General features: G+C 60.2%; 19 protein-coding genes. 14 read left to right on the top strand and 5 right to left on the bottom strand.

Annotated elements, in window-relative coordinates; genetic code table 11:
• Window positions 1-90 precede the first annotated feature (90 nt).
• Window positions 91-1,086, bottom strand: coding sequence for a LacI family DNA-binding transcriptional regulator (locus tag QTL94_RS21525; protein ID WP_065691992.1), 996 nt, complete (start codon window positions 1,084-1,086; stop codon window positions 91-93).
• A 178-nt stretch (window positions 1,087-1,264) separates the two neighbouring features.
• On the opposite strand from QTL94_RS21525, the gene QTL94_RS21520 reads away from it, so the two are divergent.
• The 5 genes from QTL94_RS21520 to QTL94_RS21500 all read left to right on the top strand — a co-directional run bounded on the left by QTL94_RS21520 (window position 1,265) and on the right by QTL94_RS21500 (window position 7,446).
• Window positions 1,265-2,509, top strand: coding sequence for an ABC transporter substrate-binding protein (locus QTL94_RS21520; RefSeq protein ID WP_065691993.1), 1,245 nt, complete (start codon window positions 1,265-1,267; stop codon window positions 2,507-2,509).
• 103 nt (window positions 2,510-2,612) lie between these two features.
• Window positions 2,613-3,509, top strand: a complete 897-nt coding sequence (locus QTL94_RS21515; protein ID WP_502944165.1) for a carbohydrate ABC transporter permease — start codon at window positions 2,613-2,615, stop codon at window positions 3,507-3,509.
• Window positions 3,509-4,378 carry a carbohydrate ABC transporter permease gene (locus tag QTL94_RS21510; RefSeq protein ID WP_065691995.1) on the top strand — a complete coding sequence of 290 codons (870 nt, stop codon included), beginning with the start codon at window positions 3,509-3,511 and terminating at the stop codon, window positions 4,376-4,378. The genes QTL94_RS21515 and QTL94_RS21510 overlap by 1 nt, the downstream gene beginning before the upstream one ends.
• Window positions 4,379-4,407: 29 nt before the next feature.
• Window positions 4,408-6,339, top strand: a complete 1,932-nt coding sequence (locus QTL94_RS21505) for a glycoside hydrolase family 127 protein (RefSeq protein ID WP_065691996.1) — start codon at window positions 4,408-4,410, stop codon at window positions 6,337-6,339.
• A 9-nt stretch (window positions 6,340-6,348) separates the two neighbouring features.
• On the top strand, window positions 6,349-7,446 hold the full coding sequence (locus tag QTL94_RS21500; RefSeq protein ID WP_065691997.1) for an ABC transporter ATP-binding protein: 1,098 nt from the start codon (window positions 6,349-6,351) through the stop codon (window positions 7,444-7,446).
• Window positions 7,447-7,518: 72 nt separating this feature from the next.
• On the opposite strand, the gene QTL94_RS21495 is transcribed toward QTL94_RS21500, so the two are convergent.
• Window positions 7,519-8,817, bottom strand: coding sequence for an alpha/beta fold hydrolase (locus QTL94_RS21495; protein ID WP_065691998.1), 1,299 nt, complete (start codon window positions 8,815-8,817; stop codon window positions 7,519-7,521).
• Window positions 8,818-9,619: 802 nt separating this feature from the next.
• On the opposite strand from QTL94_RS21495, the gene QTL94_RS21490 reads away from it, so the two are divergent.
• The 4 genes from QTL94_RS21490 (at window position 9,620) to QTL94_RS21475 (ending at window position 15,277) form a co-directional block, all read left to right on the top strand.
• On the top strand, window positions 9,620-11,368 hold the full coding sequence (locus QTL94_RS21490) for a type I secretion system permease/ATPase (RefSeq protein ID WP_141683965.1): 1,749 nt from the start codon (window positions 9,620-9,622) through the stop codon (window positions 11,366-11,368).
• On the top strand, window positions 11,365-12,675 hold the full coding sequence (locus QTL94_RS21485) for an HlyD family type I secretion periplasmic adaptor subunit (RefSeq protein WP_065692000.1): 1,311 nt from the start codon (window positions 11,365-11,367) through the stop codon (window positions 12,673-12,675). Before QTL94_RS21490 ends, QTL94_RS21485 begins: the two co-directional genes overlap by 4 nt.
• Window positions 12,676-12,831: 156 nt before the next feature.
• Window positions 12,832-14,025, top strand: coding sequence for a calcium-binding protein (locus QTL94_RS21480; RefSeq protein WP_289803084.1), 1,194 nt, complete (start codon window positions 12,832-12,834; stop codon window positions 14,023-14,025).
• 37 nt (window positions 14,026-14,062) lie between these two features.
• A complete protein-coding gene (locus QTL94_RS21475) occupies window positions 14,063-15,277 on the top strand; it encodes a family 16 glycosylhydrolase (RefSeq protein WP_244499512.1) in 1,215 nt (404 codons plus the stop codon).
• A gap of 90 nt (window positions 15,278-15,367) precedes the next feature.
• Here the strand turns inward: QTL94_RS21475 and QTL94_RS21470 are convergent, their stop codons facing one another.
• Window positions 15,368-16,411: a helix-turn-helix transcriptional regulator gene (locus QTL94_RS21470; protein ID WP_065692003.1), complete on the bottom strand. Its 1,044-nt coding sequence runs from the start codon at window positions 16,409-16,411 to the stop codon at window positions 15,368-15,370.
• 188 nt (window positions 16,412-16,599) lie between these two features.
• On the opposite strand from QTL94_RS21470, the gene QTL94_RS21465 reads away from it, so the two are divergent.
• The 5 genes from QTL94_RS21465 to QTL94_RS21445 all read left to right on the top strand — a co-directional run bounded on the left by QTL94_RS21465 (window position 16,600) and on the right by QTL94_RS21445 (window position 23,177).
• Window positions 16,600-18,966 carry a beta-glucosidase family protein gene (locus QTL94_RS21465; protein WP_065692004.1) on the top strand — a complete coding sequence of 789 codons (2,367 nt, stop codon included), beginning with the start codon at window positions 16,600-16,602 and terminating at the stop codon, window positions 18,964-18,966.
• 60 nt (window positions 18,967-19,026) lie between these two features.
• Window positions 19,027-20,259: an ABC transporter substrate-binding protein gene (locus QTL94_RS21460; protein ID WP_065692005.1), complete on the top strand. Its 1,233-nt coding sequence runs from the start codon at window positions 19,027-19,029 to the stop codon at window positions 20,257-20,259.
• Between the two features lie 94 nt (window positions 20,260-20,353).
• A complete protein-coding gene (locus QTL94_RS21455) occupies window positions 20,354-21,229 on the top strand; it encodes a carbohydrate ABC transporter permease (protein WP_083199403.1) in 876 nt (291 codons plus the stop codon).
• The gene (locus QTL94_RS21450) at window positions 21,226-22,104 is read left to right on the top strand and encodes a carbohydrate ABC transporter permease (protein WP_065692006.1); all 879 of its coding nucleotides are present in this window, start codon (window positions 21,226-21,228) and stop codon (window positions 22,102-22,104) included. Before QTL94_RS21455 ends, QTL94_RS21450 begins: the two co-directional genes overlap by 4 nt.
• Before the next feature lie 2 nt (window positions 22,105-22,106).
• The gene (locus QTL94_RS21445) at window positions 22,107-23,177 is read left to right on the top strand and encodes an ABC transporter ATP-binding protein (RefSeq protein ID WP_065692007.1); all 1,071 of its coding nucleotides are present in this window, start codon (window positions 22,107-22,109) and stop codon (window positions 23,175-23,177) included.
• Between the two features lie 264 nt (window positions 23,178-23,441).
• Here QTL94_RS21445 and QTL94_RS21440 read toward each other — a convergent pair whose 3' ends face one another.
• On the bottom strand, window positions 23,442-25,097 hold the full coding sequence (locus tag QTL94_RS21440; protein ID WP_065692008.1) for a GMC family oxidoreductase: 1,656 nt from the start codon (window positions 25,095-25,097) through the stop codon (window positions 23,442-23,444).
• Window positions 25,097-26,743 carry an amidohydrolase gene (locus QTL94_RS21435; protein ID WP_065692009.1) on the bottom strand — a complete coding sequence of 549 codons (1,647 nt, stop codon included), beginning with the start codon at window positions 26,741-26,743 and terminating at the stop codon, window positions 25,097-25,099. The genes QTL94_RS21440 and QTL94_RS21435 overlap by 1 nt, the downstream gene beginning before the upstream one ends.
• Window positions 26,744-26,745 lie beyond the last annotated feature (2 nt).

Raw genomic sequence — 26,745 nt, 5'->3', positions numbered from 1 at the left:
CAGCCATCGCCGACGCAATTGCGCGACTTAGAGACTTGGATGCGTTGGGGCACTAAATATATCTGGCGAGGCCAAAAGCCTTCGCGTGCGTCAAGCCGACGCCCGCGCAACAAGGCTGCAAGGCAGCCGCACGATGCCCGGCGCAAGCTTCTCGCGGCGGGAAAGCCCAAGAATAGCTAGGCCCGCTCGGTGCCCGAGCTCTTTGAGCTCCATGTCGATCGTCGTCAGCGGCGGTCGCGTCTGCTTCGAGACGACTTCCCAGTTATCGAAGCCAACGACCGCGACGTCGTCGGGGATCGAGACCCCTCGATCGCGAAGCGCATCGATGACGCCGCGGGCGATTTCGTCGCTGCCACAGAAGATTGCATCGGGTTTTGGGCCCGATTGCGAATAGACCGTATCGATTGCGGAGTGCCCCCACTCTTCAGACCACTCACCGAACATCACTTGGCCGGAGGGCCCCGCAAGTTCCCTGTAGGCGTCCGCACGGATGCGCGCGGCCAAGTAATTCTGCTCGCCGGTGACATGTAGAATGCGCGACCTGCCTAAGGTCTGGAGGTGTTGCACGGCGATGCGTGCCCCTTGGGCATCATCGGGATGGAAGCTAACGCTATCGGCCGGCCCCTGCGCGAATGCGTAGATGACAGGAATCCCAAGTTTCAGGAGCTCAGGCGGCGGCTCAAGGTCGATCCGCGTGGCGGTGAAGATGATCCCATCGACCTGGCGGTCCAGCAATGCATCGAGATGGAGCTTGGCGAGCCGCGGATCGTTGTTGGTGGCGCAGAGGAACAGCGAGACGCCGTGATCCACGAGGATTTCCGAGACCCCGGCGGCCATAGGAAGCGTTAGTCGACCATAGGTATCGTTCGTCAGCATTCCGATGGCATGACTGCGCTTTGTCAGCAACCCTCGCGCGAGTGCATTCGGTCGAAAACCAAGCTCGTCGGCGACGCGCTTGACCTTTTCGCGCGTTTCAGCGTTCGTCCGGCCGATACCGTTCAGCGCGTTTGACGCAGTTGAAATGCTGACGCCTGCCGCTTTAGCCACATCGCGGATTGTTCGCCGTTTGTCGTCCGGACTGGTCAAAGTTCGGTACTCCTAGTCTAGTTGATAAAACCTTTTAACAGAAAAAATATAGGAGATAAAAGGTTTTATCAAAAACAACGCTTCGCGACCCGTCACGCTGTCGACATAAAGTATTTTCTCATCTAACGTTGCCCTTGTCTCGAGGTCCTGGAGCCTCGCATAAGAGAAGGGGAACCGCATGTACCGTCTAAAAACTACGATTGCAGCTGTTGCACTGTTGGCGAGCACTTCTCTCGCCAGCGCTGAAGAAATCACGCTATGGGTGCGTACGTCATCGGGGGCAGTGCTCCAGGGGCTTGCTGAAAAATACAACGCCGCCCATTCCGACAAGGTCAACGTAACCCAGATCACCGCTGAACAGATGGTGCCGAAGCTCGGTGCCGCGATTGCCGGTGGCGCAGCGCCAGACGGCGCGGTCCTCGACCTCATCTATCTCCCGACCTTTGCCGCGAACGACAGCCTCGAAGACATCAGCGATTTCGTAAAGGGCCTTCCATACGCCGCGGCCCTCAGCCCCTCGCATATTCGTCTGGCCACATATGACGGCAAGGTTTACGGCGTGCCCGCTTTGCCTGATGCCTCGATCATTGCCTACAACACGGACCTCTTCAAGAAGGCGGGCCTCGACCCGGACAAGGCACCGGCTTCCCTCGAGGAGATCGCCGCCGACGCCAAGAAGATCCATGCGCTCGACAAGGAAACCTATGGCTTCTATTTCGTCGCCAATTCCGGCAGTTGGCTGATCTACGACTTCCTGCCGCATCTCTGGGCTGCTAGCGCCGACGTGCTGAGCGATGACGGCCGCACCGCGACCGTCGATACGCCGGCGTTGCGTGATACGGTCGCCGCTTATCGCGATATGTGGAAGGACGGCGCCATTCACCCGACCTCGCGCTCGGGCAACGGCAACAACGCCGTCGAGGCCTTCGCATCGGGCAAGGTCGGCATCCTCATGACCGGCTCCTATATCGTCAACTTGCTCACCAGCAAGTATCCGGATGTGAAGTTCGCGGTTGCTCCGATCCCCGGCCCGAAGGGCGGCGCGTCGAGCTTTGCCGGCGGCGATACGCTGGCGCTCATCAAGGGCCTCAGCGAGGAAAAGAAGAAGGTCGCCCTCGACTTCGTTAAATTCTACATGGAGCCCGAGCAGCAGGTCTACATCACGCAGGAATCCGGCATGCCGTCGCGCACGGACCTCGCCAAGGAAGCCTACGCGAAATTCGATCAGCGCAACCTCATTGCCTATGACATCCTGGCAAAGGCCCGCACGCCTTACACGTTCTCGTCTGATGAATTGTTCGTCAGCCGCACGGGCCCGTTCCTCAACCTGATCCAGGGCACGATCTTCGGCGATGACGTCGATGGATCGATCAAGAAGGCGCAGGACGACTTCACCAAGATTCTCGACCGTACCAATCCGTAACGGCTCCGTGCGGGGCGGTCCTCCGCCCCGCACCTACCCAATCGCTGATGCGCATTTTCGAGTTCTTCGAGGAATGATAGTGGTCGATACCCCGACAAAGGATATGAAACAGCCGATCTCCGGGGAACCGGAGCCACAGGGCTGGCTCGGACTGGCGTTCATCCTGCCCGGCTTCCTGTTCATCCTGGTTCTGTTTCTTGTTCCGCTCGCCATGACGATATGGATGAGCTTCTACAACTGGCCGCTGCTCGGCCGGAAGAAGTTCATCGGTTTTGCCAACTACGGTGAACTCCTTGGCGATATGCAGCTCTGGCACTCGCTGGGCTTCACCATGCTCTACACGGTGCTGGTAACGGCCGCGATCTTTGCTGTGGCCTTTCCCTTGGCGCTGCTTGTCGATCGCCCGCTTCGATCGGCCGGTGTCTTCCGTACGATCTTCTTCATGCCTGTTGTCATTGGCTTCGGAGCGGCATCGACGCTTTGGATGTGGCTGCTCAACCCCGATAGCGGTGTGTTTGCCCAGGTCCTGCGCGGTATCGGCCTTATCAGTGCCGCACCCCGGCCGCTTGAAAGCTTCTGGCCGGCGCTCGCCGTGATCATCCTGATGGTTGTCTGGAAGACCGCCGGCTTCACTATGGTCATTCTGCTAACAGGTCTGCAGGGTATTTCTAACGACGTGATCGAGGCTGCCAAGATCGACGGCGCCAGCGTTTTCAGTCGCTTTCGCAGGATTACGCTGCCACTGATGCGCAATTCCCTTGTGCTGGCCCTGGTCCTCAACGTCACCTCGTCGATGCTTGCATTTGACCAGTTCTTTATCATCACGCAAGGCGGCCCGGAAAACAGCACGATATCAGCGGTTTTCTCGATCTACCTCGCGTCCTTCTCGTCCTATCGGCTCGGTTACGGCTCTGCGCTTTCCTTTGCGCTGCTGATCGTTCTCGTTGCCATCAGTGCCATTCAATTCGTGCTGTTGCGCGAACGCGCGGAGGAAGGCTGATGACCTCCACACAATCCAATCCGAGCAGCAACCCGCGCGGCGGCCAGGCCGGCTATCTGCTCTTTCTGCTCGCTTCGATCCTGTTTGCTATCTTCTTCATCATGCCGCTCGTCTGGTCGCTGGCGAATTCGTTCAAGCCAGCCGCCGAAGCGCTCGCCAATCCGGCGGCGCTGTTCTCGAAGACGTTCTCGGTGGAAAACTATCGCCGCCTCGAGAATGTCGGTGCCGGATGGTACGTCTATGCCGGTAACTCCGTGCTGATCGCGGTGGGCACGGTGCTGTTGACCGTCATCGTCTCAGTGCCCGCCGGCTATGGTTTCTCCAAGTTCAAGTTCCCCGGCCAGTCGATGCTGTTCGTCTTGATCATGGCGACGATGATGATCCCGTTTCAGTCGATCCTGACGCCGCTGTTCCTGATCCTGAAGATGCTCAGCCTGCAGAACAGCCTGTTCGGCCTCGTCCTGATCTACGTCACGTTCCAGCTACCGTTTTCCGTCTTCATGATGCGCAATGCCTTTGATGCCGTGCCCAAGGCGCTGATCGAGGCGGCGCGCATCGACGGCGCTTCGCAGGCGACAATCCTGCGGCGGATCATGTTGCCGATCGCCTTGCCTGGTGTAGCGACGGTGGCGATGTTCGCCTTCCTGAATTCGTGGAACGAGTTCCTGGCCGCACTCATCTTTCTGTCGGACCAGAACAAGTTCACCCTGCCGATCATGCTGGTGAACGTGTCGTCGGGCCTCTATGGCATCATCGATTGGGGCGCACTGCAGGCCGGCATCGCCGTCACGATGATCCCCTGCATCATCCTCTTCCTTCTTCTGCAACGCTACTATGTGCGCGGCCTGACGGCCGGCGCCGTGAAATGAGAAGCGGTCCGTCCGCTCAAGGAGCCTTCATGTCTAATGCCCAGAAAGCACAGCCGCGGTTGCCGATCGACCGCTACCTTCCGGCCGACCACGCCAGCGTCACCTTCGACGGCGGTTTCTGGAAGAGCTGGACGGAAACCGTCCGTGACGTCACCATTCCGACCCAGCACATGCGGCTGGACGAGGAAGGCTTCCTGGAAGTTCTAGACTTCGACAAGCCTGCCGGTCCTCTTGCTCGCCCGATCCAGCCGAGCGGCCTGTCGATGCAACACTTCTTCGATTCCGATTTCGGTAAGTGGATCGAGGCAGCGAGCTATACGCTGAAGAACAATCCCAATCCTGATGTCGAGGCGAAGATCGATGTGATCGTCGAGAAGCTCGAGCACGGCCAGATGGCGGATGGCTATTTGAACAGCTGGTTCATCCGTCGCGAGCCGGAGAACCGTTGGACCAACCTGCGTGATCTTCACGAGATGTATTCGATGGGTCATCTCCTCGAAGGAGCCGTCGCCTATTTCGAAGCGACAGGAAAGCGCCGCTTCCTCGACGTGATGATCCGTGCCGTCGATCATATCATCGATACCTTCGGCCGCGAGCCGGGCAAGCTTCGCGGCTACGACGCGCACGAGGAGATCGAGCTGGCGCTCGTCAAGCTCTACCGCGTGACCAAGGATCCGCGCCACCTGAAGCTGGCGACCTACTTTGTCGACGAGCGCGGCCAGATGCCTTCCTATTATGATGAGGAAGCGCGCAAGCGCGGCGAGGATCCAGCGACCTACGTTTTCCAGACCTACGCCTACAGCCAGGCCCACATGCCGGTGCGGGAACAGACCCAGGTGGTCGGTCATGCGGTGCGTGCAATGTACCTGTTCTCCGCCATGGCGGATCTCGCCTTTGAGAACGACGATGAAAGCCTGAAGAGCGCCTGCGACCGGCTGTTCGACAATCTGGTCGGGCGTCAGCTCTATGTCACTGGCGGTCTCGGCCCATCGGCTTCCAACGAAGGCTTCACGCGCGAATACGATCTGCCGAACGAAACCGCTTATGCCGAGACCTGTGCGGCGGTTGCGCTCGGCTTCTTCAGCCACCGCATGGCCCAGATCGAGCTCGACAGCAAATTCACCGACAAGCTCGAGACGGTGCTCTACAATGGCGCCCTTTCCGGCATCTCGCGCGATGGCGAGCATTACTTCTACGAGAACGTGCTGGAGAGCCACGGGCAGAACCGGCGCTGGAAGTGGCACTATTGCCCGTGCTGCCCAACCAACATCGCCCGTTTCATCACGTCGCTCGGCCAGTATTTCTATTCGACGAAGGCCGATGAGGTGGCTGTCCATCTCTACGGTGAGAACACAGCCGAGCTTTCCTTGGGCAATGCCTTCCTGCGCCTGCGGCAGACGAGCCAATATCCGTGGAACGGCGACGTCGCCATCTCGCTTGGCCTCGATCAGGCGAAGCGCTTCACCTTGCGGCTTCGTATTCCCGGCTGGTGCCGCGACGCGCGTATCCTCGTCAACGGTGAGGCCGTCAAGCTCGATGTCACCAAGGGCTACGCCGCGGTCGAACGGGAGTGGAAGGACGGCGATACGGTCAGGCTGGCCTTCGACATGCCGGTCGACCGCCTCTATGCCCATCCCGCGGCGACAGAAGACAATGGCCGCTTTGCTCTTCGGCGCGGCCCGGTGATCTTCTGCGTCGAAGAAGCCGATCTTGGCACCGAACCACAACGGCTGAGACTGCCGGCGCAGGGCGAGATCGCCGTAAGCTTCGATCAGACCCTTCTTGGCGGCGCCACCGTCCTTGAAGGTGATGCACTGGAGGCAGATGCCTCCGATTGGCAGGAAACCCTTTACCGCACACAGCCGCCGGCGTTGAAGCCGACGCGCTTCAAGGCGATCCCGTACCACCTCTGGGCAAACCGAGAGCCGGGCGCGATGGCCGTCTGGCTGCACGAGAAGTAGGGGTATACGATGGCTCGCCTTGAACTTCGCAACGTGGTCAAATCTTACGGCATCTACGAAGCCGTGCGCGGCATCAACCTTACGATCGAGGATAACGAGTTTGTCGTCTTCGTCGGTCCGTCCGGCTGCGGCAAGTCGACGACGCTGCGCATGATCGCCGGTCTGGAACATATCACCGGTGGCGACATCGTCATCGGCGATCAGGTCGTCAATCGGCTGGGGCCCGGTAAGCGCGATATTGCCATGGTCTTCCAGAACTATGCGCTCTATCCGCACATGAGCGTCAGGGAGAACATCTCCTTCTGCCTGGAGCAGCAGAAGCTGCCGAAGGCGCAGATCGACGAGCGGATCACCCGCGCCGCCGAGACGCTGCATATCACCGAACTCCTGTCGCGGCGCCCCGGTCAGCTTTCTGGCGGGCAGCGTCAACGTGTGGCCATGGGACGCGCCATCGTACGCAACCCGAAAGTCTTTCTGTTCGACGAGCCACTCTCCAATCTCGACGCCAAGCTACGCGTTCAGATGCGCACCGAGATCAAGCGCCTGCATCAATTGCTTCCGACGACGACCGTCTATGTCACCCATGACCAGGTCGAGGCGATGACGATGGCCGATCGTGTTGTCGTCATGAACGGCGGCATCATCGAGCAGGCGGGGCCGCCGCAGGAACTGTACCATCGTCCGGTCAGTCAGTTCGTAGCGGGCTTCATCGGCTCGCCGTCGATGAATTTCCTGAACGCGAAGCTTGAGAGCGCTGGCGACGGATTGATTGTCGTTCTCGACGATGGCAGCCGGCTTGCCGTTCCCGCGTCCCGGACCGCCGAATACAGGCCGCATGCAGGCAAGCCTGTTGTCTTCGGTATCCGGCCCGAATCGATATCAAGCCTGACGCCAAAAGCCGGTTTTGAAACGGTCGAGGCGAGTATCGATCTCGTTGAGCCGCTGGGTCCGGAAACGATGATCTATTTCAATATCGGGTCGGTCAGCCTTTGCGCCAATGTCGATCCGGAAAGCGAGCCGCGTCCGGGTTCGCGCATGCCGCTTTCCTTCAACATGAACCGCATGCACCTTTTCGACCCAGCTGGAGGCCGTTCGCTTTCGTCCTGATGGCGTCACGGATGAACAGCTGGAAGCGTTCTGGCCGGCATAGTTGCCGACCAGAACAGGTCATTCTTGGTTTTAGCCCAGTGGGCCTCCCCGCTCGCGCACCATCTGGCGGAGGCGCGAGAAGACGGCCGAGGACTGGCGGACGCCGTCATGCTCGAACTCGTTGGTCACCCAGACCTGGACATTGCTGACATCTCTCGCAGTTTGCAGCGACAGTTCGGCATCGACATACATGTCGTCGAAGTAGACGGCTGCGGCCACGGGGATCTCGCTCGATGCCAATCGAGAAGGATCGTAAAGCGGCTCGAACTCGTCGTAGCGCGCAAGTGCCTCGACCGAGTCATGGAACGGCCGCAGCGAGCGGATTTCCTCGAACATCCACGGATACATCATTTCGCCGGTCAGGAGCAGCGGCCGGCTTCCTTCGCCAAACTCTGAGAACTCGGGCCTTACCCGTTCGGCAGCCCAACCGGTTGCACCCGAGCCCTGGCCGTAGATGCTCTCCTGCAGAGCGGCGAACATCGGGTTGCCGTCATACGAAGTGAGCGACATGACGGACGCCAGGAAAGCGTCAGAGAAGCGCGTTTCCTCGTGGTCGGAGAAGGCCTCATCGATCAGCCAGTGGATATTCTCATATCCCGGCGCCATGCCGAAGTCGATGCCGACAGTCTGCAATCGGCGGACCGTCAGCCGGTCGCCATCCGGAAGACGGATATCCTCCGCGGCAATCTTGTCTGCGATCCGACCGATGCGGTCGCGATCGCCAGGGTATCGCGTGTAGTACTCGCGGTTCTTGGCAGCCACACGCGGATAGGTGCGTCTGTAAACGTCGTCCGCGGTCGCTGAAAGTCCCGCAAGGCCGCCGGTGACATAGCAGGCCGCCAGCCCCTCGGGTGCCCGCGACAGATAGGTCAGGGTCAGGAAGCCGCCATAGCTCTGGCCGAGCGTCTCCCAACGCGCGCCACCAAACATGGTCTTCCTGAGATGCTCGCAATCGGCAACGATGCTGTCGGCGCGGAAGTGGCTGAGATAAAGAGCTCCAGCATTTCCATCGGCAAACGCCGCCATTGTGGCACTCTCGATACGGGTGCTTCTGCCGGTGCCGCGCTGGTCCAGCAGCACGACACGGTAATTCTTGAGCGCTTCGCCGAGCCACGATGGACCGCCGCCCACCGGGCGCGGCGACTTGCCGCCCGGGCCGCCCTGCAGAAACAGCAGCACAGGCAGCGTTTCCTTCTTGCGCGAGGGATCGCAGACTTCGCGTGCGAACACCTTGATCGTCGCGCCATCCGGCTTCTTCCAATCGAGCGGCACATCGACAAGGTGGTCACGGACATGGACGCCGGGGATCGTATATTCGCTGACAAGCATAATGGAATCCTGGATAATATTGTGTCTCAACGCGGTACCGCTGGGGTACGCCGGTATCAAGTCTCAATCTCCACACATGCAGCGTTTGCGGCGAAATCTCTTGCATGACGCTCGTGGACCGGGCCAGTCGCGAAAGGCAATTATTCTAGGCGAGTTCTGCGGTTTTTCGAGCAGGCCAACCAAAACTTCCCCTGGCGTGCCGTCAGGTCAAACAGTCGCGCCAGACGACTTCGCTTTTATGTCCGCGCCAGAACAATTTTGCACAAGGAGAGGCAGACGAGTGGCGATGGCGTTTCGACGAATAATACGTGAGGTCTCAAAAGTCGTATTGGGCGCAGGCCTCTGCTTCGGCTGTTGATTTCCGAGAGCCGGCACAGTTCTAACGCAGGCGAACAAGCTTGGCGATCGAAGTGTGTTTGGCTGGGATAGGGGTCCGCCTCCAATCGGCGAAAGCTTGTCAATATGCTGGTCGTGACGCACCTTGTATGGTCGGGGTACCTACAGCCTCAATGAACCAACATCAGCCGACAGCCGCCGTGTCGTGGTGGATGCGACAAGACGGGGCAGGCACCCATGCAGTCCGGTTGACAAGGGTGGTACCGGCTGTCATCGTCTTGGCCAACAGCAGACAAGTGCTGTTGTTGCAGTTCTAGCTCTTGCAGTGGCTTTGGTCTCTTTAATGATGCCTGAGCCACTTGTCATTCTAGGGACGGCAGTTTGATCACTTTCCATCCGGCCGTCGACGACCTCCATCGCGAATATGTCCGCCTAGCGGCGGCGATGAATGAAGGAGTGCAGCTGCGTGGTCGAGCCATCGAAAGAACTGCCTCGGACATTTCTGCTGGCGATGCTTGCGTCGTTGCGAAGGGTATTTTTCAGCATCGCGCTTGCCAGCGCGGTGACCAGCGTACTGGCGCTGACGGGCTCTTTCTTCATGCTGCAGGTCTACGACCGGGTCATCCCCGGTCGTAGCGTCTCGACACTGGTCGGCATAGCAATCATCGCCGCGATCCTCTTCGTCTTTCAGGGTATTCTGGAGCTGTTGCGTTCGATGTTGCTGGCACGCGTCGGCGTGTCGCTTGATGAGCGGATGAACAGCAGGATCTTCGGTTCGCTGATGCTTCAGCAGCGGGTGGCATCGGTGCCCGGTGATGGGATGCAGTCGGTTCGCGATCTTGACAAGGTCCGTTCCTTTCTTGCCAGCGCCGGTCCAATCGCATTGTTCGATCTGCCCTGGATACCGCTTTACCTCGGATTGTGTTTCCTGTTTCACTTCTGGATCGGGTTTACCGCGACCTGTGGCGCCATCGTTCTCGTGGGCCTGGCGGTTCTGGCCGAAATCCTGTCACAACGACCGGCCGCCGACGCTGCCAGGCATTCAGCCACACGCCTTGCCTTCGCCGAGGGCGTGCGAAGGAACTGGGAAGCGGTGGTCGCCATGGGTTTCGTCGGCCGCATGACAGATCGATGGGCCGATATCAATGGCGCCTACATGGCAAACCAGCTTGCAGCCGGCAATGTGATCGGCACACTGACGACCACATCCCGCATCCTGCGTCTGATGCTGCAATCCGCCGTGCTGGCGGTCGGCGCAATTCTGGTTATCCGACAGGAGGCGACCGGTGGGATCATGATTGCAAGCTCGATCCTTGTCAGTCGCGCGCTCGCGCCCGTCGAACTTGCAATCGGCCAATGGAAGGGGTTCGTCGCTGCCCGGCAAAGCTGGTTGCGGCTTGTCAGGTTGCTGGAGGTTCTTCCCGAAGAGAGCCGAAGCGTGAGCTTGCCGGCGCCGCGGTCGAAATTGACGGTGGAGAATCTGAGCGTCGCGCCTCCGGGCAGCCGTGAGCTCATCCTCCGCAACTTCTCGTTCGAGGTCTCGGCCGGGACCGTTCTCGGCGTTATTGGACCCAGCGCCTCGGGAAAGTCGTCGCTTGCTCGCGCGATCACCGGCATTTGGCCCAGCGCGATCGGCTCCATCCGCCTCGACCATGCCGCGCTCTCGCAATGGGATCCGGCGAAGCTCGGGCGCAATCTCGGCTATCTCCCGCAGGACGTCAGCCTGTTTGACGGTTCTATTGCCGACAACATCGCCCGTTTCGAAAAGGAGCCCTCATCGAAATTGGTCGTCGGCGCTGCGAAGGCGGCGGGTGTCTACGACATGATCGTAAAGCTCCCGCAGGGCTTCGACACCATGATCGGGGAGGGTGGCTCTCGGCTTTCGGCGGGACAGCGGCAGCGTATCGCACTGGCCCGCGCGCTCTATGGCGAGCCCTTTCTGGTGGTGCTCGATGAGCCCAATTCCAACCTTGATAGCGAGGGTGATGCGGCCCTGACCCAGGCGCTGCTGAACGTGCGCGCGCGGGGCGGGATCGCCGTCGTCATCGCCCATCGGCCGAGCGCTTTGGCAGCGGCCGACACACTGATGGTCATCGTCGAGGGCCGGTTGCAGGCCTTCGGGCCAAAAGACACGATTATAGGAGCCCCCGTGAGACCGCCGATCAAGCAAGGCGCGATCAGGCTGAAACTCGCCGGCGAGGACACGGGCTCATGAGCGCGGACAAGCTGTCACCGACCGAACGTTCGATGCGACGGCTTTCGGCCGTAGCGCTGGGGACGATCGCCCTGCTTGTCGGTGTGATGGGAGGCCTCGCCGCGACCACGCAGATCTCTGGCGCCGTCATCGCCCCTGGATCGCTCGTTGTCGACAGCTATGTCAAGCCGGTCCAGCATCTCAAAGGGGGAATTGTCGGCGACATTCGCGTAAAGAACGGCGACCGTGTCGCGGCCGGCCAGCTTCTGATCCATCTGGACGACACCCAGACGCTCGCCAGTCTCGCCATCATCCGGAAGCGTCTGGACGAACTCTCGGCGCGGACGGCGCGGCTCTTTGCCGAACGCGACGACGCACCGGAGATTGCCTTTCCGACAGGTTTGATGTCGCGCGCCGGTGAAGATGAGGTCGAACGCACGATTGCGGGCGAGAAGCGCCTGTTCGACGACCGATTGGCCTCAAGGCAAAGCCGCAAATCGCAGCTCAGAGAGCGGATCCAGCAGTTGAACCAGGAGGCCGATGGTCTCGCCGCGCAGGAGGGCGGCAAACGCATCGAGATCGATCTGATCAACAAGGAGCTTTCCAGCCTGCAGGGGCTGTTCGACAGGGGGATTGTCCCGGCCGCGAAGGTCTACGCATTGCAGCGCGAGAGCGCCAGCCTCACGGGGGAGCTAGGCAATCTCGTCTCGAGCATCGCTCAGGCCAAGGGCAAGGTGACCGAGACGGAATTGCAGATCACCCAGATCGATGATGATCACAGCGCGGAAGTGTCCGACCAGCTGCGCCAGGCGCAAAGCGACACCGGCCAATTCATGGAACGGCTGGTCGCCGCACAGGACGACCTTAAACGGGTCGATATAACAGCGCCGCAGGCGGGCATCGTCGACCATTTGAGTGTGCATGCACCGGGCGCGGTCATATCGCCGGGTGATACCGTCATGCAGATCGTTCCGGATCAGGACGCGCTCGTTGCCGAACTCAAGCTTTCGCCGCAGGATATCGATCAGGTGAGCGTCGGGCAGCCGGTCATGCTGCGGTTTTCCGCGTTCAATCAACAGGACACGCCCCAGCTCAACGCGCAGCTCACCAAGATCTCGGCGGAGCTCACCACTGACCAGCATTCCGGAGCGAGCTATTATGTTCTGCGCGCCAGCATATCGAAAGAGGAGTGGAACCGCCTCGGCAAGCTGACTGCGGTTGCCGGCATGCCGGTCGAGGCTTTCCTGCAAACAGGGGAAAGAACCGTTCTCGCCTATCTGACAAAGCCGATGAAGGACCAGATGGCCAGAGCCTTTCGGGAAGAATGATGCCGCACCCTGCGGATTTGGGTGTGTGAGATCAAGGTACACGGAAAAAGTTAGCCTGCGGGATCAGCCGGATAGCGGGCGAGCCCATTTTGCCTATTGATTTTAGGGGCAGTCGATCGCAGGCTAACACGTCATTTCAGCTCGAAGGAGGCCGGGATGGTTAAGCGAATTCCGATAACGGCAGGGAATTTAATCAACCATCAGATCGGCACGGATGATATCCTGGCGCCGCCGGACACGACGACGATTGCCTACGGCGATGCCGGAAAAAGCCTGCTGGACCATTCCACAGGCGGAAACGATCATCTGACGATAAGCGGATCAGGCAGCTTCTTTGGCGACGCCGTCAAGAACATAGCGGACCACGCAACAGGCGGAAACGACGCGTTCAACACGGCCGCGAGTTCCAGCAACATCACGGTTGCCATGTATGGTGACGCAGGCCAGGACATAGTTGGCTGCGGCGCGGGTGGCGATGATACCTTTAGCCTCTCTGCTTTTCAGAACACCTTCACGATCTATGGAGACGTTGGCCGCGATATGCGAGATCGCGCCATCGGCGGCAACGATACAGTCACGGATGGCAGCTCAGAGGGCTTTGTCACCTTCTACGGTGATGCTGGCCGCAATATGTACGGGCACGTCCATGGCGGCAACGACGCCCTGAACACCGGCCTGGAAGACAGCGTTACATTCTTCGGCGATGCCGGAGGCAATCTAGGTGATCGGGCTGTTGGTGGAGACGACACCTTGAACGTCGCGTCGGTCGGCGCGGTTCTGGCTTATGGTGACGCGATGACCATGTCGGGTCATTCCCGCGGCGGCAATGACAGTCTTTTCGTCCGAGCACAGCAGAATGCCGGCGATCTGATCGTGGGCGACGCGCAAACGATGTCGGGCCATGCGCGTGGAGGCGACGACGTCCTCAACGTCGATGCCGTCCGCCACCTGCAGGGAACGATCACGCTGATCGGCGATGCCCAGACCATGTCCGGCCACGCCAGGGGCGGCGACGACACCCTGATCAGCGGCAACGGCAATGACGACATGTGGGGCGACGCACAGGTCATGATTGGCCACGCCAGGGGCGGAAACGACACGTTCGTCTTCAAGCCGAACAATGGCAACGACAGAATTGAAGATTTCGGACAAGGCGGTCACGGCGTGGGAAACAATTGGGGCATCGACCACATCGACGTGTCGGCGCTAGGGATCACGGACTTCAGCGCGCTTGATTTTATCTCGGCCTTCGACCCGACAACGCATGAAAGCACCATTTCATTCGGTACCGGCGGCGTGGTCGTTCACAGCCAGCATGCTTTGATGGCGGACGATTTTCTGTTCGCATAGCGCCCGGAGCATCCGGACCAGTTCACTTGTCATGGAGGTGAAATTGTCTGCGATCGATCTTAGCAAATACCAGCTGACGTTTGACGACGAGTTCAACAGTCGCAGCATTTCTCAGACGGGAGACGGCACGACCTGGGCGGATATCCGGCCGCAATGGCGTTTTGACGCCAACTCCGATATCGGCTTTGGCCATTCGTCATTTGTCGATCCGGCCTCAGGCTATGATCCGTTCAACGTGAGCAATGGGGTGCTGACGATCACGGCCGTGCCTGACCGCACGGCGTCGGGCTTTCCGGACAGCTGGGAATCCGGCCTCATCACGACGCAGGGGCATTTTTCACAAACCTACGGCTACTTCGAGATCCGTGCAGACTTCTCGAACCTTGCCGGCGCTTGGAATGCATTCTGGCTGCTGCCCGACCATGCGATAGCTGACCCGAACAATGCCGGGCACTGGCAGGAACTGGATGTCGTCGAGAACTACGGAAGCTTTGAAAAGGGCATCTATAGCGGCATTCACACCACCGATGCGGCACCGAACGAGAACTGGCAACAGAACCTGCAGGTCTATAGCGAGCTTCCCCAGCCATCCGGCTTCCATACCTACGGACTGGATTGGAACGAGGATACGATCGGCTTCTACGTGGACGGCCAGCTCGTCGGATCAAAACCCACGCCGAGCGACATGCATGGGCCGATGTACCTGTTGGCCGATCTGGCAACACAGGCCGATCCCAACAACAATGCGGATGTCGCCAACGTGCCTATCTCATCGCAGATCGACTATATCAGGGTCTATTCCCACCTTCCTGATACCGGCACTGTGACGAATACGCCCACCAATTCCGACACTGCCGCCACGCCGCCTCCTACGACCACGACGCCGCCGACCGGCGATGGATCAACGATCGGAGCCGGTACACACAAGCTTGTCTTGTCGATCAGCCAGGATGCTTATCTTGGTGACGCGCAATACAGGGTCGAGGTCGACGGAACACAGGTCGGCGGGATCCAGACGGCTCACTCCCTGCACGGGTCCGGCCAAACGGATCAGGTGCTCGTTCAGGGAGACTGGGGCAATGGCAGCCACGATGTCGCCGTCACTTTCCTGAACGACGCCTGGGACGGGACGCCTTCGACGGATCGCAACCTCTATCTCGACGGCGCCAACTATGACGGAACGGATGTCGCAGATGCGCAGCACGCCCTGATGGGCGTCGGTGCATTCCATTTTCACATCTTTGATGCCTGAGCCGTCAGCTCCACGGCGCTCGGGCCAAATGTCTGGTGTTTGCCATGAGGGAACTCTTCCTGCGGCAAGAATCAGGAGGGAACCGCTAGACTAGCTCAAACTGGCATTGTGCGGTGCGCTCAGCACGATCTGTCGCTTGCCGCCGGCGGTCAGACCGACTGCGAGTTCTGCAGCTTTCCCGACGCCGCCTGCATGCGCTGAGAGAATCTTCTGCACCTCGCTGGAGTCCTCCTCCGTCAGGTGGCTTTGGGGCTTCAGCGCACGACGGCCGCGACGGAATTCTGCGGGACTTGAGCCAAACCGCCCGCGGAACTTGTTGTAGAATACAGCAGGATTTCCGAACCCGTTTTTCTCCATGACAACGGCAATGGTGTGGTCGGTGGTGCGCAGTTCTTCGGCTGCATTGTCCAGCCGAAGATTCTGGGAGTAATCACGATATCCGATACCGACATGCCGCTTGAACAGCCGTGAGAGGTGGCTGAGTGTCAGCCCCTCCGCATCGGCAATCTCGCTCAGGTCCTGGTTTTCGTCCTTTTCGCTAAGCGTATCCATGATCCTGAGAATACGGTGGCGGCTGTCCGAGCGGAGTTGCGCGACCGTCGCATCTGCCGCCTCATACGGAATCCAGCGATAAATGTAGCAGGCGAGAAGATTGGCGATCGTCTGCCGCGCCATCGATTCTTCGGCGTGGTTCGTCTGGTCGAGGATCAAGCGAGCCATCAGCGCCTTCAGGGGTGCGACCCGGTTCATGTAGGATTTGCTGTGCAGAAACGTTCGGCAGAGATATTGACGGGCGGCAAAAGACGGCAGCCCCATGCGCTCGAAGTGACCGACGTCAAGGTGAACGCCGCACACCAGCCCATCGCGCGAAATCGATGTGGAATTATGGGGAACGTCGCCATTGATGATGATCATGTCGTCCTGGTTCATCTCGCAGGACTGACCATCGACGACCAGCCGAAAGCTGCCGCGCAGAACGAAAAGTATCTCCATCTCCCGATGCCAGTGATACGGCACGTCGGCGTATCCATGCACGAATGCGCGGCAGTGGGCCTCGGCCGACGGGGCGTGGTTTTCGTAGCCGCAGCTGCGATTATCGAGGTTCGGATCCGGCCGCAGATAGGCAATGTTCATTCTCATCCCCTCCGTTCGGGTGGCAATAAACATCAAAAAGTGTCGTAAATCTAGAGCAAGTTTCGCGGCTAGATCGCTTCTCTTTCCCGTGTCATCAATCGGTCATTCTTTGATGCGGTCGATGGAGCCGCACAGGCGAGGAGGCCTGCAAAGGCCGACGGCGCGTCTGTCACAATGGGATGAAATTTATGACGTGGAATATTTCGGATAAGGAACTCGGACAGCTCGTCGAGCAGATGACGCTGCAGGAGAAAGTCGCGATGGTGAGCGGCTATGGCCTGTGGCGGACAGCTGCCAATTATCGCCTCAACATCCCGGAAGTGCTGATGACTGACGGCACGTATGGCGTGCGTTACTCGGTGGAGCAGATCGATGGTCCACAAGACAGCGACACCCAGCTTGCCGCCTTCCTGAGTGTGGTGAATGCCGACGCGTCAGAGAGTGTCGAGACCGCGTTCGGAACGACGCGTCCGGCAACCTGCTTCCCCAATGGATCCTCTTTTGCCTGCTCGTGGGACGTTGATCTCGCGCGTGAACTGGGTGAGGCGCTCGCGGCCGAATGCCAGGCGTTCGGTGTCAACATCCTGCTCGGCCCCGGGATCAATATCCGTCGTACTCCGCTTGCCGGTCGCAGCTACGAATACTACTCCGAGGATCCTGTCGTGACCGGCGAAATCGCCGCTGCCGTCATCAGTGGCATGCAGGACAATGGCGTCGGCGCGTCGCTCAAGCATTTTGCCTGCAACAACTCCGAAGTTCAGCGCACGACGATGAGCTCGGTGGTCGAGGAGCGGGCCCTGCGCGAGGTCTATCTCGCAGGCTTCGAGCGCGCGATCCGCAAGTCCAATCCCTGGACGGTGATGAGCTCCTACAATCGCCTGAACGATGTGCAGGCGGCAGAAAACCATTGGCTCCTGACCGAAGTGCTGCGCGACGAATGGGGTTACGATGGTGTCGTCGTGTCCGACTGGCACGGCATCAAGGATCGTCCGGCTTCGCTGAACGCCGGCAACGACCTCGACATGCCGGAAAGCGGTGCCCGCAAGCAGGAACTCCTGGAGGCCGTTGAAGCCGGCCGCGTGCCGATGGCCGTCCTCGATCGCTCCTGCCTTCGCATGCTCAAGCTGGTGCGGCTGGCTCGAAACAACATTCATCCGAATGCAACGGCAGACTATAAGAAGCATCATGCGCTGTCGCAGCGCATGGCCGCGGAATCAATCGTTCTTCTGAAGAACGAAAACAAGTTGCTGCCGCTCGATGCCGGCAAGCTTCGCAAGATCGCCGTGATCGGCGCCGCCGCTCGCGAGCCGGTCATCCAGGGGTCGGGCTGCGCGACGACCCGTCCGACGGAAATCGACGTCCCGCTCGATGAAATCCGCCAGATGGCCCCGGGCGTCCACGTCACATTCCACGCGGTTTCCGACTTCGAGGACGGCAGCGCAACCGAACAGGCAGCACTTTCAGAGATCGATGCCGCCGACGTTGTCCTGTTCTTTGGCAACACCGAGGTTGGCTATGACGGTGAAGGCTCGGATCGCACACATCTCAATCTTGATGTAGGACAGGATGCGCTGATCGAACGGCTGTCAAAGCGGAACAGCAAGTTCGCAGTCATTCTTGCTACGCCGGACGCCGTCGTCATGCCGTGGATTGACGGGGCAGCTTCGGTGCTCGCCGCGTTCTTCGGTGGCCAGGGAGCCGGCAAGGCTGTCGCCGATGTGCTGTTCGGCAAGCAGAATCCCTGCGGCAAGCTCACCGTCAGCTTCCCGATGCAGCTCGAAGACACGCCAGGCTTCCTCACCTATCCCGGCGAGAACAACCGGCATATCTATAGCGAAGGCATTCACGTCGGCTATCGCTCTTATGACAAGAGAAAGCTCGCGCCGCTCTTCCCGTTCGGCTACGGCCTCAGCTTCACGACGTTCGAATACGCGAACCTCGCCGTCGATACCTCCACGATCGACGTATCGAGCACCGTCAAGCTGTCCTTCGACGTGACCAACACCGGCACCACGGCGGGCAAGGAAATCGCCCAGGTTTATGCCCGCCCGCACAATCCGCGCCTTAGCCGCCCGATCCGTGAACTAAAGGGTTTTGCCAAGGTTGCCCTCGAGCCCGGCCAGACCAAGCGGGTGGATGTAACGATCGAGGCGCGCGACCTGCGTTACTACGATCCGGATCACCGCCAGTGGCTGCTTGACGCCGGAAAGCTGACGATGGAAGTCGGTGCGTCCTCGCGCGATTTGCTGCTCGACGTCACTCTCGACGTTCAGGCGCCGGCCTTGCCATCGAGCATTCTGAATGTTGAAAGCCAGCCGTTCCTTGTTCTCGAGCAGGAATATGCCCGGAAGCGCTTCGGCCAGTTCCTCAAGGAGCAACTGGATCTGGGCGACGACGAGGCCGAGAAGATGATCTCCTACTGCGCAGGTTCTTTCCTCGGCATCTACAACACCGTCGCGTGGGTCGCGGGCGACACGATCTCCAAGGCGGATATGGCCGCCTTCCTTGACAGTCTCAACAAGGAAATGAGCGCTGCGGTCGCAACCGCAGCCTGACAACGCATGCGCCGGCCAGCCCGGCGCATCCGGCCCTATCAAAAAAGCAAGGGGAATAACATGAAATTCAAATACGTCTCGTCAACGGTCGCGCTCGTCGGTCTGCTCGCCGCCTCGACAGCAGCGTTCGGCCAGACCGTCGATGTGCAGCAATATTGGACGAGCGCCAGCGAATCCAAGGCAATGCATGCGATCGCCGATGAGTTCAAGGCGCGCGGGGGCAAGTGGATCGACAGTCCTTCGGCCGATTTCGATGCCGCTCTTGCTGCCGCAACCAGCCGGATCGCCGGCGGCGAGCCGCCCACGGCGCTGCTGATGACGCCGAACTCGGCAATGCGCGATCTTGCCGGTGCCGGTTCGCTCCGCAAACTCGATGACCTTGCCACGGAGGGTGGCTGGCAGAAGCAGATCCCGGGGATCGTCTGGAACAAGCTCAACGTTGACGGCAACCTCGTGGCGCTGCCTGTCGGCATCCACGCCGATAACTGGCTCTACTATTCGAAGGAAGTCTTCAGCAAGTACGGCATTGAAGAGCCGAAAAGCCTCGACGAGATGTTCGCGGTTGCCGACAAGCTGAAGGCAGCCGGTGTGACCGCCTTTGCCGTCGGTGGGGAGCCCTGGCAGGAGGCGATGATCCTCTGGGACCTCATTCTCGCCGTCGGTGGACCGGAATACTACAATCAGCTGGTGGTCAAGCGCGATCCCGAGGCGATGAAGTCCCCTGTGGTCGAGCAGGCCTTCGAGATGTACCGGCGCATTTCGACCTATGTTGACCCCTCAAGCCCGGGACGGTCGTGGAACGACACTACCAACATGATCATCAACGGCAAGGCCGGCATGCAGCTCATGGGTGACTGGGCGCGCGGTGAGTTCATCGCCGCAGGCAAGAAGCCTGGTGAAGACTTTGGCTGCATGATCGTCCCCGGCAAGCTCGGCTACCAGATCCTCGTCGATGTCTTCGTCTTCCCGCAAAACACCGATGAAGAACGTGTTTCGGGCCAGACGCTTCTCGCCAAGACGATCATGGACACGAAGGTCGAAGCAAAGATTGCCGAAGTGAAGGGCTCGATCCCCTCGCGCCTCGACGTCGAGACCTCTTCGCTTGATGCGTGCGCGGCAAAGGGCGTCAAAGCCCTCGCCACGCCTGGTGTTGCGGTCTCCGATTTCATCGATGCGCTGCCGGGCGACCTGGGCGGTCGTGCAAACGATATCGCAACGCAGTTCTGGACCGACCCGTCAATGACGCCGAAGGCGGGCGCCGAGGCCCTGATATCGCTCCTGCAGAGCGAGTAATCGTCACCCGGGCCAGCGCGCGACGCTGGCCCGCAACCATTGCATGGCCGGCCAGCCCACCGGTGGGACGCCATGGCTTGTGAGGTAACTGAACATGAATACATGGCTCCGGCGGCAACGCTTCCGGCCTGATGTCACCGTGGCGGTCTTCTTCTCGATCGTAGCTCTGTTCTTCTATGGCTCGATCGGCTGGACATTCTGGATGTCCCTGACCCGATCCACGTTGATGCCAACATACGAACTGATTGGCTTCCAGCAATATGTGAAGCTCTTTTCCGATCATCGCTGGCTGGTGTCTTGCCTGAACATGGTCATCTTCGGCGTACTCTACATCGTAGGCACGCTGGCGATCGGTATGCTACTTGCCGTGTTTGCGGACCGGCGGATCAAGGCGGAGTCGTTCTTCCGCACGATCTTCCTCTATCCGCTTGCGGTTTCGCTGATCGTCACCGGCCTTTCCTGGCGATGGCTGCTTGATCCCGTGAACGGCTTCCCGGCACTCGTCAGGAGCCTCGGCTGGGAGAGTTTTACCTTCGACTGGCTGACCAGCCCGGATCGCGCGATCTACACATTGGTCTTCGCCAGCATCTGGCATTCCGCCGGCCTGATCATGGTGATCATCCTCGCCGGCCTGCGCGGTGTCGACACCGAACTGTGGAAGGCAATTCGAATGGAGGCGATCCCGCTGTGGCGGGCCTATCTCCAGGTTATCTTCCCTTCGCTTCGTCCTGTGATCGCCTCCTGTGTCGTGCTGCTCATGTCCGACGTGATCCGTGGCTATGACCTCGTGATCGCCATGACCAAGGGTGGCCCTGGCATCTCCACTGAAATGCCGGCGAAATACGCTGTCGATTTCTATTTCGCGCGCGTCAATCTCGGGCTCGCTTCGGCTGCCTCGATCATGTTGCTGCTGCTGTCGCTGCTGTTGCTGACACCCTACTTCATCACCGAATTCAGGAGGCGCACATGACGGCCACTACCCATCGGTTGGCTTCTGCTCCAACGGCGGCGCGGATCGGCCTTTATACCTTCCTGGTCGTGTCGGCTGTTTTCTTCCTGCTGCCGCTCCTCCTGGTTCTCATGAACTCACTGAAGCCGCTGGACGAGATACGCCAAGGCAATCTCCTGGCTCTTCCGATCAATCCGAACTTCGAATCCTGGGTCGCAGCATGGAAGACCGCCTGCACGGGACTTGAGTGCGGCGGGGTACGTCCGGGTCTCTGGAACTCGATCAAGATCACCGTGCCTGCTGTTGTTATCTCAACGTTGGCCGGCGCCTTGAACGGCTACGCGCTCGCCCAATGGCGCTCGCGGCATGTCCATCTGATCATGCTTCTGGTGACGATCGGACTGTTCATCCCCTACCAGGCGATGCTCTATCCGACGGTCAAGATCCTCAGTACTGTCGGGTTGTTTCGCACCTATGCCGGCATCGTCTTCGTCCATGTGATCTACGGGCTTCCGTACACCACACTCTTGTTTCGCAATTTCTACGTCGCCATTCCCGACGACATCAGCCGGGCGGCACGTATGGAGGGCGCGAGCTTCCTGCGCACATTCTGGTCGGTGATCCTGCCGATATCGACGAACAGTCTGGTCGTCGTTGCGATCCTTCAGTTCACCGGCATCTGGAACGACTATCTTCTCGGCCTCATCTTCGCAGGCAACGACAACCTGCCGATGACCGTGCAACTGACCAACATCGTCAACAATGCGCGCGGGGCTGCCACGCCGAACATCAACATGGCCGCAGCGCTGATTACCGCCATCCCGACACTCATCGTCTATTTCCTCTCCGGCCGCTATTTCGTCCGCGGCATCGCCGCCGGCGCCGTCAAGGGTTGAACATGTCCAGCATCTCTCTAAACCAGATCAAGAAATCCTTCGCCGGTCTCACGATCCTTCAGTCCGTAGACATGGACATCGAGAAGGGTGAGTTCATTGTCATCCTCGGCCCTTCCGGCTGTGGCAAGTCCACGCTCCTCAATGTCATCGCCGGATTGGATGACTGCGATTCCGGGCAGATCATCATCGACGGCAAGGACGTTAGCGGACTTGAGCCAAGCCAGCGCGGGCTTGCCATGGTGTTCCAGTCCTATGCGCTGTTTCCGGCCATGACCGTGCGCCGCAATCTCTCCTTCGGCATGGAGATTGCCGGCAAGCCGAAGCAGGAGATCAAGAACAAGGTCGCCTGGGTCGCGAAGCTGCTGCAGATCGAAGCCTTGCTGGATCGCAAACCAGGCCAGCTCTCCGGTGGACAGCGTCAACGCGTGGCGATCGGGCGTGCCCTGGTCCGCTCATCGAGTATCTGCCTGTTCGACGAACCTCTTTCCAACCTCGATGCAAAGCTGCGTGCGGAAACCCGCGTCGAACTCAAGCAGCTTCATGAAACGCTGAAGTCCACAATGGTCTACGTCACGCACGACCAGATCGAGGCAATGACCATGGCAGACCGGGTTGCCGTCATGCACAAGGGTAAGGTCGAACAGTTTGCCCATCCCCAGTCCATCTACGAGAAGCCCGCGAGCCTCTTCGTCGCCGGGTTCGTCGGCTCTCCGGCGATGAATTTCTTCCATGGCGAACTCGATGCCGCGGGCGTTTTCAAGACTGCCGATGTTGCGATCGAAACCTCCGGCTACGTCTTCGAAAGCAAGATGACGCCCGGCGCCAGCGTGCTCGGCGTGCGCTGCGAGGACATCGCGGTCGTGGACGCCGGCGCACCGGACAGCATTCCAGCGTCGCTCGCCTTTGTCGAACTCCTCGGCGCCGATGCGCTTGGTTGGTTTCATTGCCTTGGCAAGCGCCTGAGCGTGAAATTGAGCGTGGACGCCGCACGCAGCCTCGACGAGACGGTGGGCCTGCGTTTCAACATGACCAAGGCCTCGATCTTCTCTGCCGCAACCGAGCAGCGCCTCTAGACGAAATGATCCCCGGGGCCGCGATGAGCGCCTTGGGGATCACTTATATCGAGGATAGTCCCAATAGGGCCAGGAATGGTGCGGGCGAATCATTGGCCGTGGCCGCCGCCCCAGATAAAGCCGCTCCATACCGAGCCAGACCTGGAATCCGGATAGCCTGATCGGCGATGACTGAACATATCGCTAAGACGCAAGAAGACCTGCCCGCTGGAAAGCGGACAGGTCTCTTTATTTGGCAATCTTTCACGGTGGACCCGCACGATCCTATTGGTCGGTCTTTTCGGATAGTCGTTCGCCTGCCAGAACGGTAACGGTCGCGCTGGCTTGCCGGGCACCGATGGCGCGCGCGCATTTTTCGCCGATCATCATCGACGGTGCGTTGGTATTGCCGCCGATAAGCGTCGGCATGACTGAAGCGTCCGCGACGCGCAGACCTTCGATACCGTGCACCTTCATGGAAACCGGATCGACGACCGCCATCGGGTCCCGGCCCATCTTCGCTGTGCCGACAGGGTGATAGACGGTCAACGCTTCCTCCCTGAGATAGCGAAGAATATCATCGTCCGTGCGAACCTCAGGGCCGGGCAGGATCTCGCGACCTTGAAGGTCCGCCATCGGCTTGGCGGCGAAAATTGCGCGAGCGAGCTTTATACCTTCCACCAGTACTCGGGCATCCTGGTTGTCGCTGAAGAAGCGATGGTCGATCTCAGGCATCAAGCGTCCGTCCTTGCGGACAAGACGAAGCTCGCCGATCGACTTGGGACGCAGAACGCAGGTGTGGATTGCAAATCCGTGCCCCCATTCCACCAAACGCCCCCGATGGCTGCGATAGCCGGGCACGAAGTGAAACTGGACGTCAGGCAATGCGCCGGCATAGCGCGTCTTGGCAAAGCCTCCGGCCACGACATAGTTGGTCGACAGCAATCCCTTGCGCCCGGCTGCAAACGAGAACGGGGCTGCAAGCAGCTTGCCTGCATTGCCGAACGAAATCCCGAGCGTGCGCGTGGAGGGGCTGCGAACGGTAATCATGCCGTCGACATGGTCGCGCAGGTTCTGTCCGACGCCTGGGAGCTCAACGGCAACCGAAATTCCTTCCTGGCGCAAGCGGGCGCCGGGGCCGATCCCTGAGGCCCTCAGAATGACGGGCGTCCCGATCGCACCTGCCGACAGGACGATCTCGCCGCGGCAACTGACGGTGACGATCTGCCCGCCGCGCAGGATTTCGACGCCCGTCACCCTCTTTCCTTCGATCATCAGACGCAGCACTTCCGTGTCGGTCCAGATCGTCAGGTTGGAGCGACCGCGTACCGGTTCCAGGAACGCGTTATAGGCGGAAAAGCGGATGCCGTTTTTCTGCGTTACGTCATAGACGCCGAGGCCCAACTGGCTGCGACCGTTAAAGTCGGTGTTGCGAGGCAGGCCGATTGTCTCTCCGGCCGCGATGAAGTCCTGGCAAACCGGGTTGGGATCCTTCGGACGGTCGACATAGAGTTCGCCCGCTGTTCCATGCAGGGCGGGATCCTGCCCGATGCGATTCTTTTCGAGTGCCTTGAACACCGGCAGGACATCCTGCCAACTCCAGCCTTCGCAGCCGAGATCGCGCCATTCGTCGTAATCCTCCGCCGCGCCGCGGATATACAGCATCGAATTCATGGACGAGGAGCCGCCCAGCATTCGGCCCCGGTTTACCGGGATGCGACGGTTGTTGAGTTCCGGTTGCGGCGTTCCGACAAAACCGTAGTCGAAGCGTGGCCGGCCGTACATGGCGAGGATGCCTGCCGGGACCTTGACGCGGGGATCGCGATCGCTGCCGCCGTTTTCGATGACCAGAACACGCTTTGATGGATCAGCCGACAGGCGGTTGGCCACGACGCAGCCGGCCGACCCTGCGCCAATCACGATAAAGTCGAAGGTTTCCATTATGACTCCGCGTTGAAGGTGATCTTGCCGCCGCAGACGGTCAGCACGATACGAGCCGCATCGGCGCTCTCGGCGAGAGCCTCGAGCCTACCGTCGACCAAAACGAGATCTGCATCGAAGCCCGGCTCTAGCCGGCCGCTGTGGTCTTCGGCAAAATCTGCGTAGGCACCGCCTGCCGTATAGGCGAGCAGGCATTCGTCGAGGGTGAGGCGCTGGTCGGGCATATCGGCCGCCCAGGGACTGCGTGTCAGGGCGCAGTGGATGGCGTAGAGAGGCGCGATCGGAGAGACTGGCCAGTCGGTGCCAAAGGCGAGCGCCACGCCGCGATCCTGGATCATGCGCCATGGGAAGGCAGTTGCCCAGCGATCGCGTCCCATGATTGTTGTCGTCGGCTCGAGGGGAAGACCGGCCGAACCAGGCGGATGAACCGGCTGCATCGATGCGATGATGCCGAGCGGCCGCAGTCGTTCGAGATCGTCCGGCGTGATCGTGTCGATGTGTTCGATGCGATGGCGCGCGTCCCTGGCGCCATTCGCCGTGCGTGCGGCCTCATAGCCATCGATCGTGGCGCGGACCGCACCATCGCCGACTGCATGGGTTGCGACCTGAAGCCCCCGGCGATCGGCTTCGATGCACATGGCATTGAAAATGTTGGGTTCGATCAACGGTTCGGACCGGAAGCCGGGCCGGTCGGGATAGTCGGTCACCGTCAGTGCAGTCCAGGTGTCATAGACGCCGTCCATGAAGAGCTTGACGCGGCCGAACCGAAGCCAGCCCGGGACCTCGGGACCGAAGCTGTCGATTCGTGCGATGCCCTGCGGCCCATGGTGCTGCTCCAGCCGCAAGGGCAGGCTGACGCGAACGGGCATGTCGCCGGCAAGTGCCAGATCACGCATCAGCCCGGCCTGGTATGCGTTGCCGTCCATGTTGACGGCGGTCGTAATGCCGTTTTCCGCACAGTAGGAACCGGCCTTGACGATCAACCCCTTGTCATAGGTCCGGTCCTCTTCGGAAACCTCGCCGCCCTTATAGTCAAGGCTGTCGCGACCTCTGAGACGAGACAGCATCTTGACCCGGCTTATCGCTGCAAACTCCCGCAGTTCGCCGTTTGCGAGACCGTCCTCGGCCATGACGATCTCGGCGCCCGGTCCGACGTCGGCTCCGTGAAGGATGCCGGCAAGTTCAAGCGCGCGCGTGTTCGCCCAGGCGCAATGCAGGTCGGTCGACAGCAGGCATAGCGGCCGGTCGGCGATGATTGCGTCAAGCAGGTTGCGATCGGGACGACGATCCTCTCCGAAAATCACGTAGTTGACCGCATAGCCGAAAAGGATGTCCTCACCCGGATGACCGGCGGCAAACGCCTGGATGGCTTCGCGTGTCGCCTCGAAGCCGAAGGTCGGCCCGAGGTTCAGCATGGACAGCGTCGCGCCGCCCATGAAGAGGTGGAGATGGCTTTCGATGAAGCCTGGCATAAGCTCGCGTCCGCCGGCATCAATGACCTGCGTTGCGGGGCCGCTATGCGCGCGGATGCTTTCGTCCGAGCCAATGGCAAGGATCTTGCCGGCGGTAACCGCGACAGCGGTCGTTTCCGAAGGGGCGAAGAGTGAGCGCACCTTGGCGTTCACGACGATCAGGTCAGCGGGCATGG

Source organism: Rhizobium sp. S96 (assembly GCF_030382195.1).
In the GTDB taxonomy this organism is placed as follows: domain Bacteria; phylum Pseudomonadota; class Alphaproteobacteria; order Rhizobiales; family Rhizobiaceae; genus Rhizobium.
This window is presented reverse-complemented; position numbering and strand designations above follow the sequence as displayed.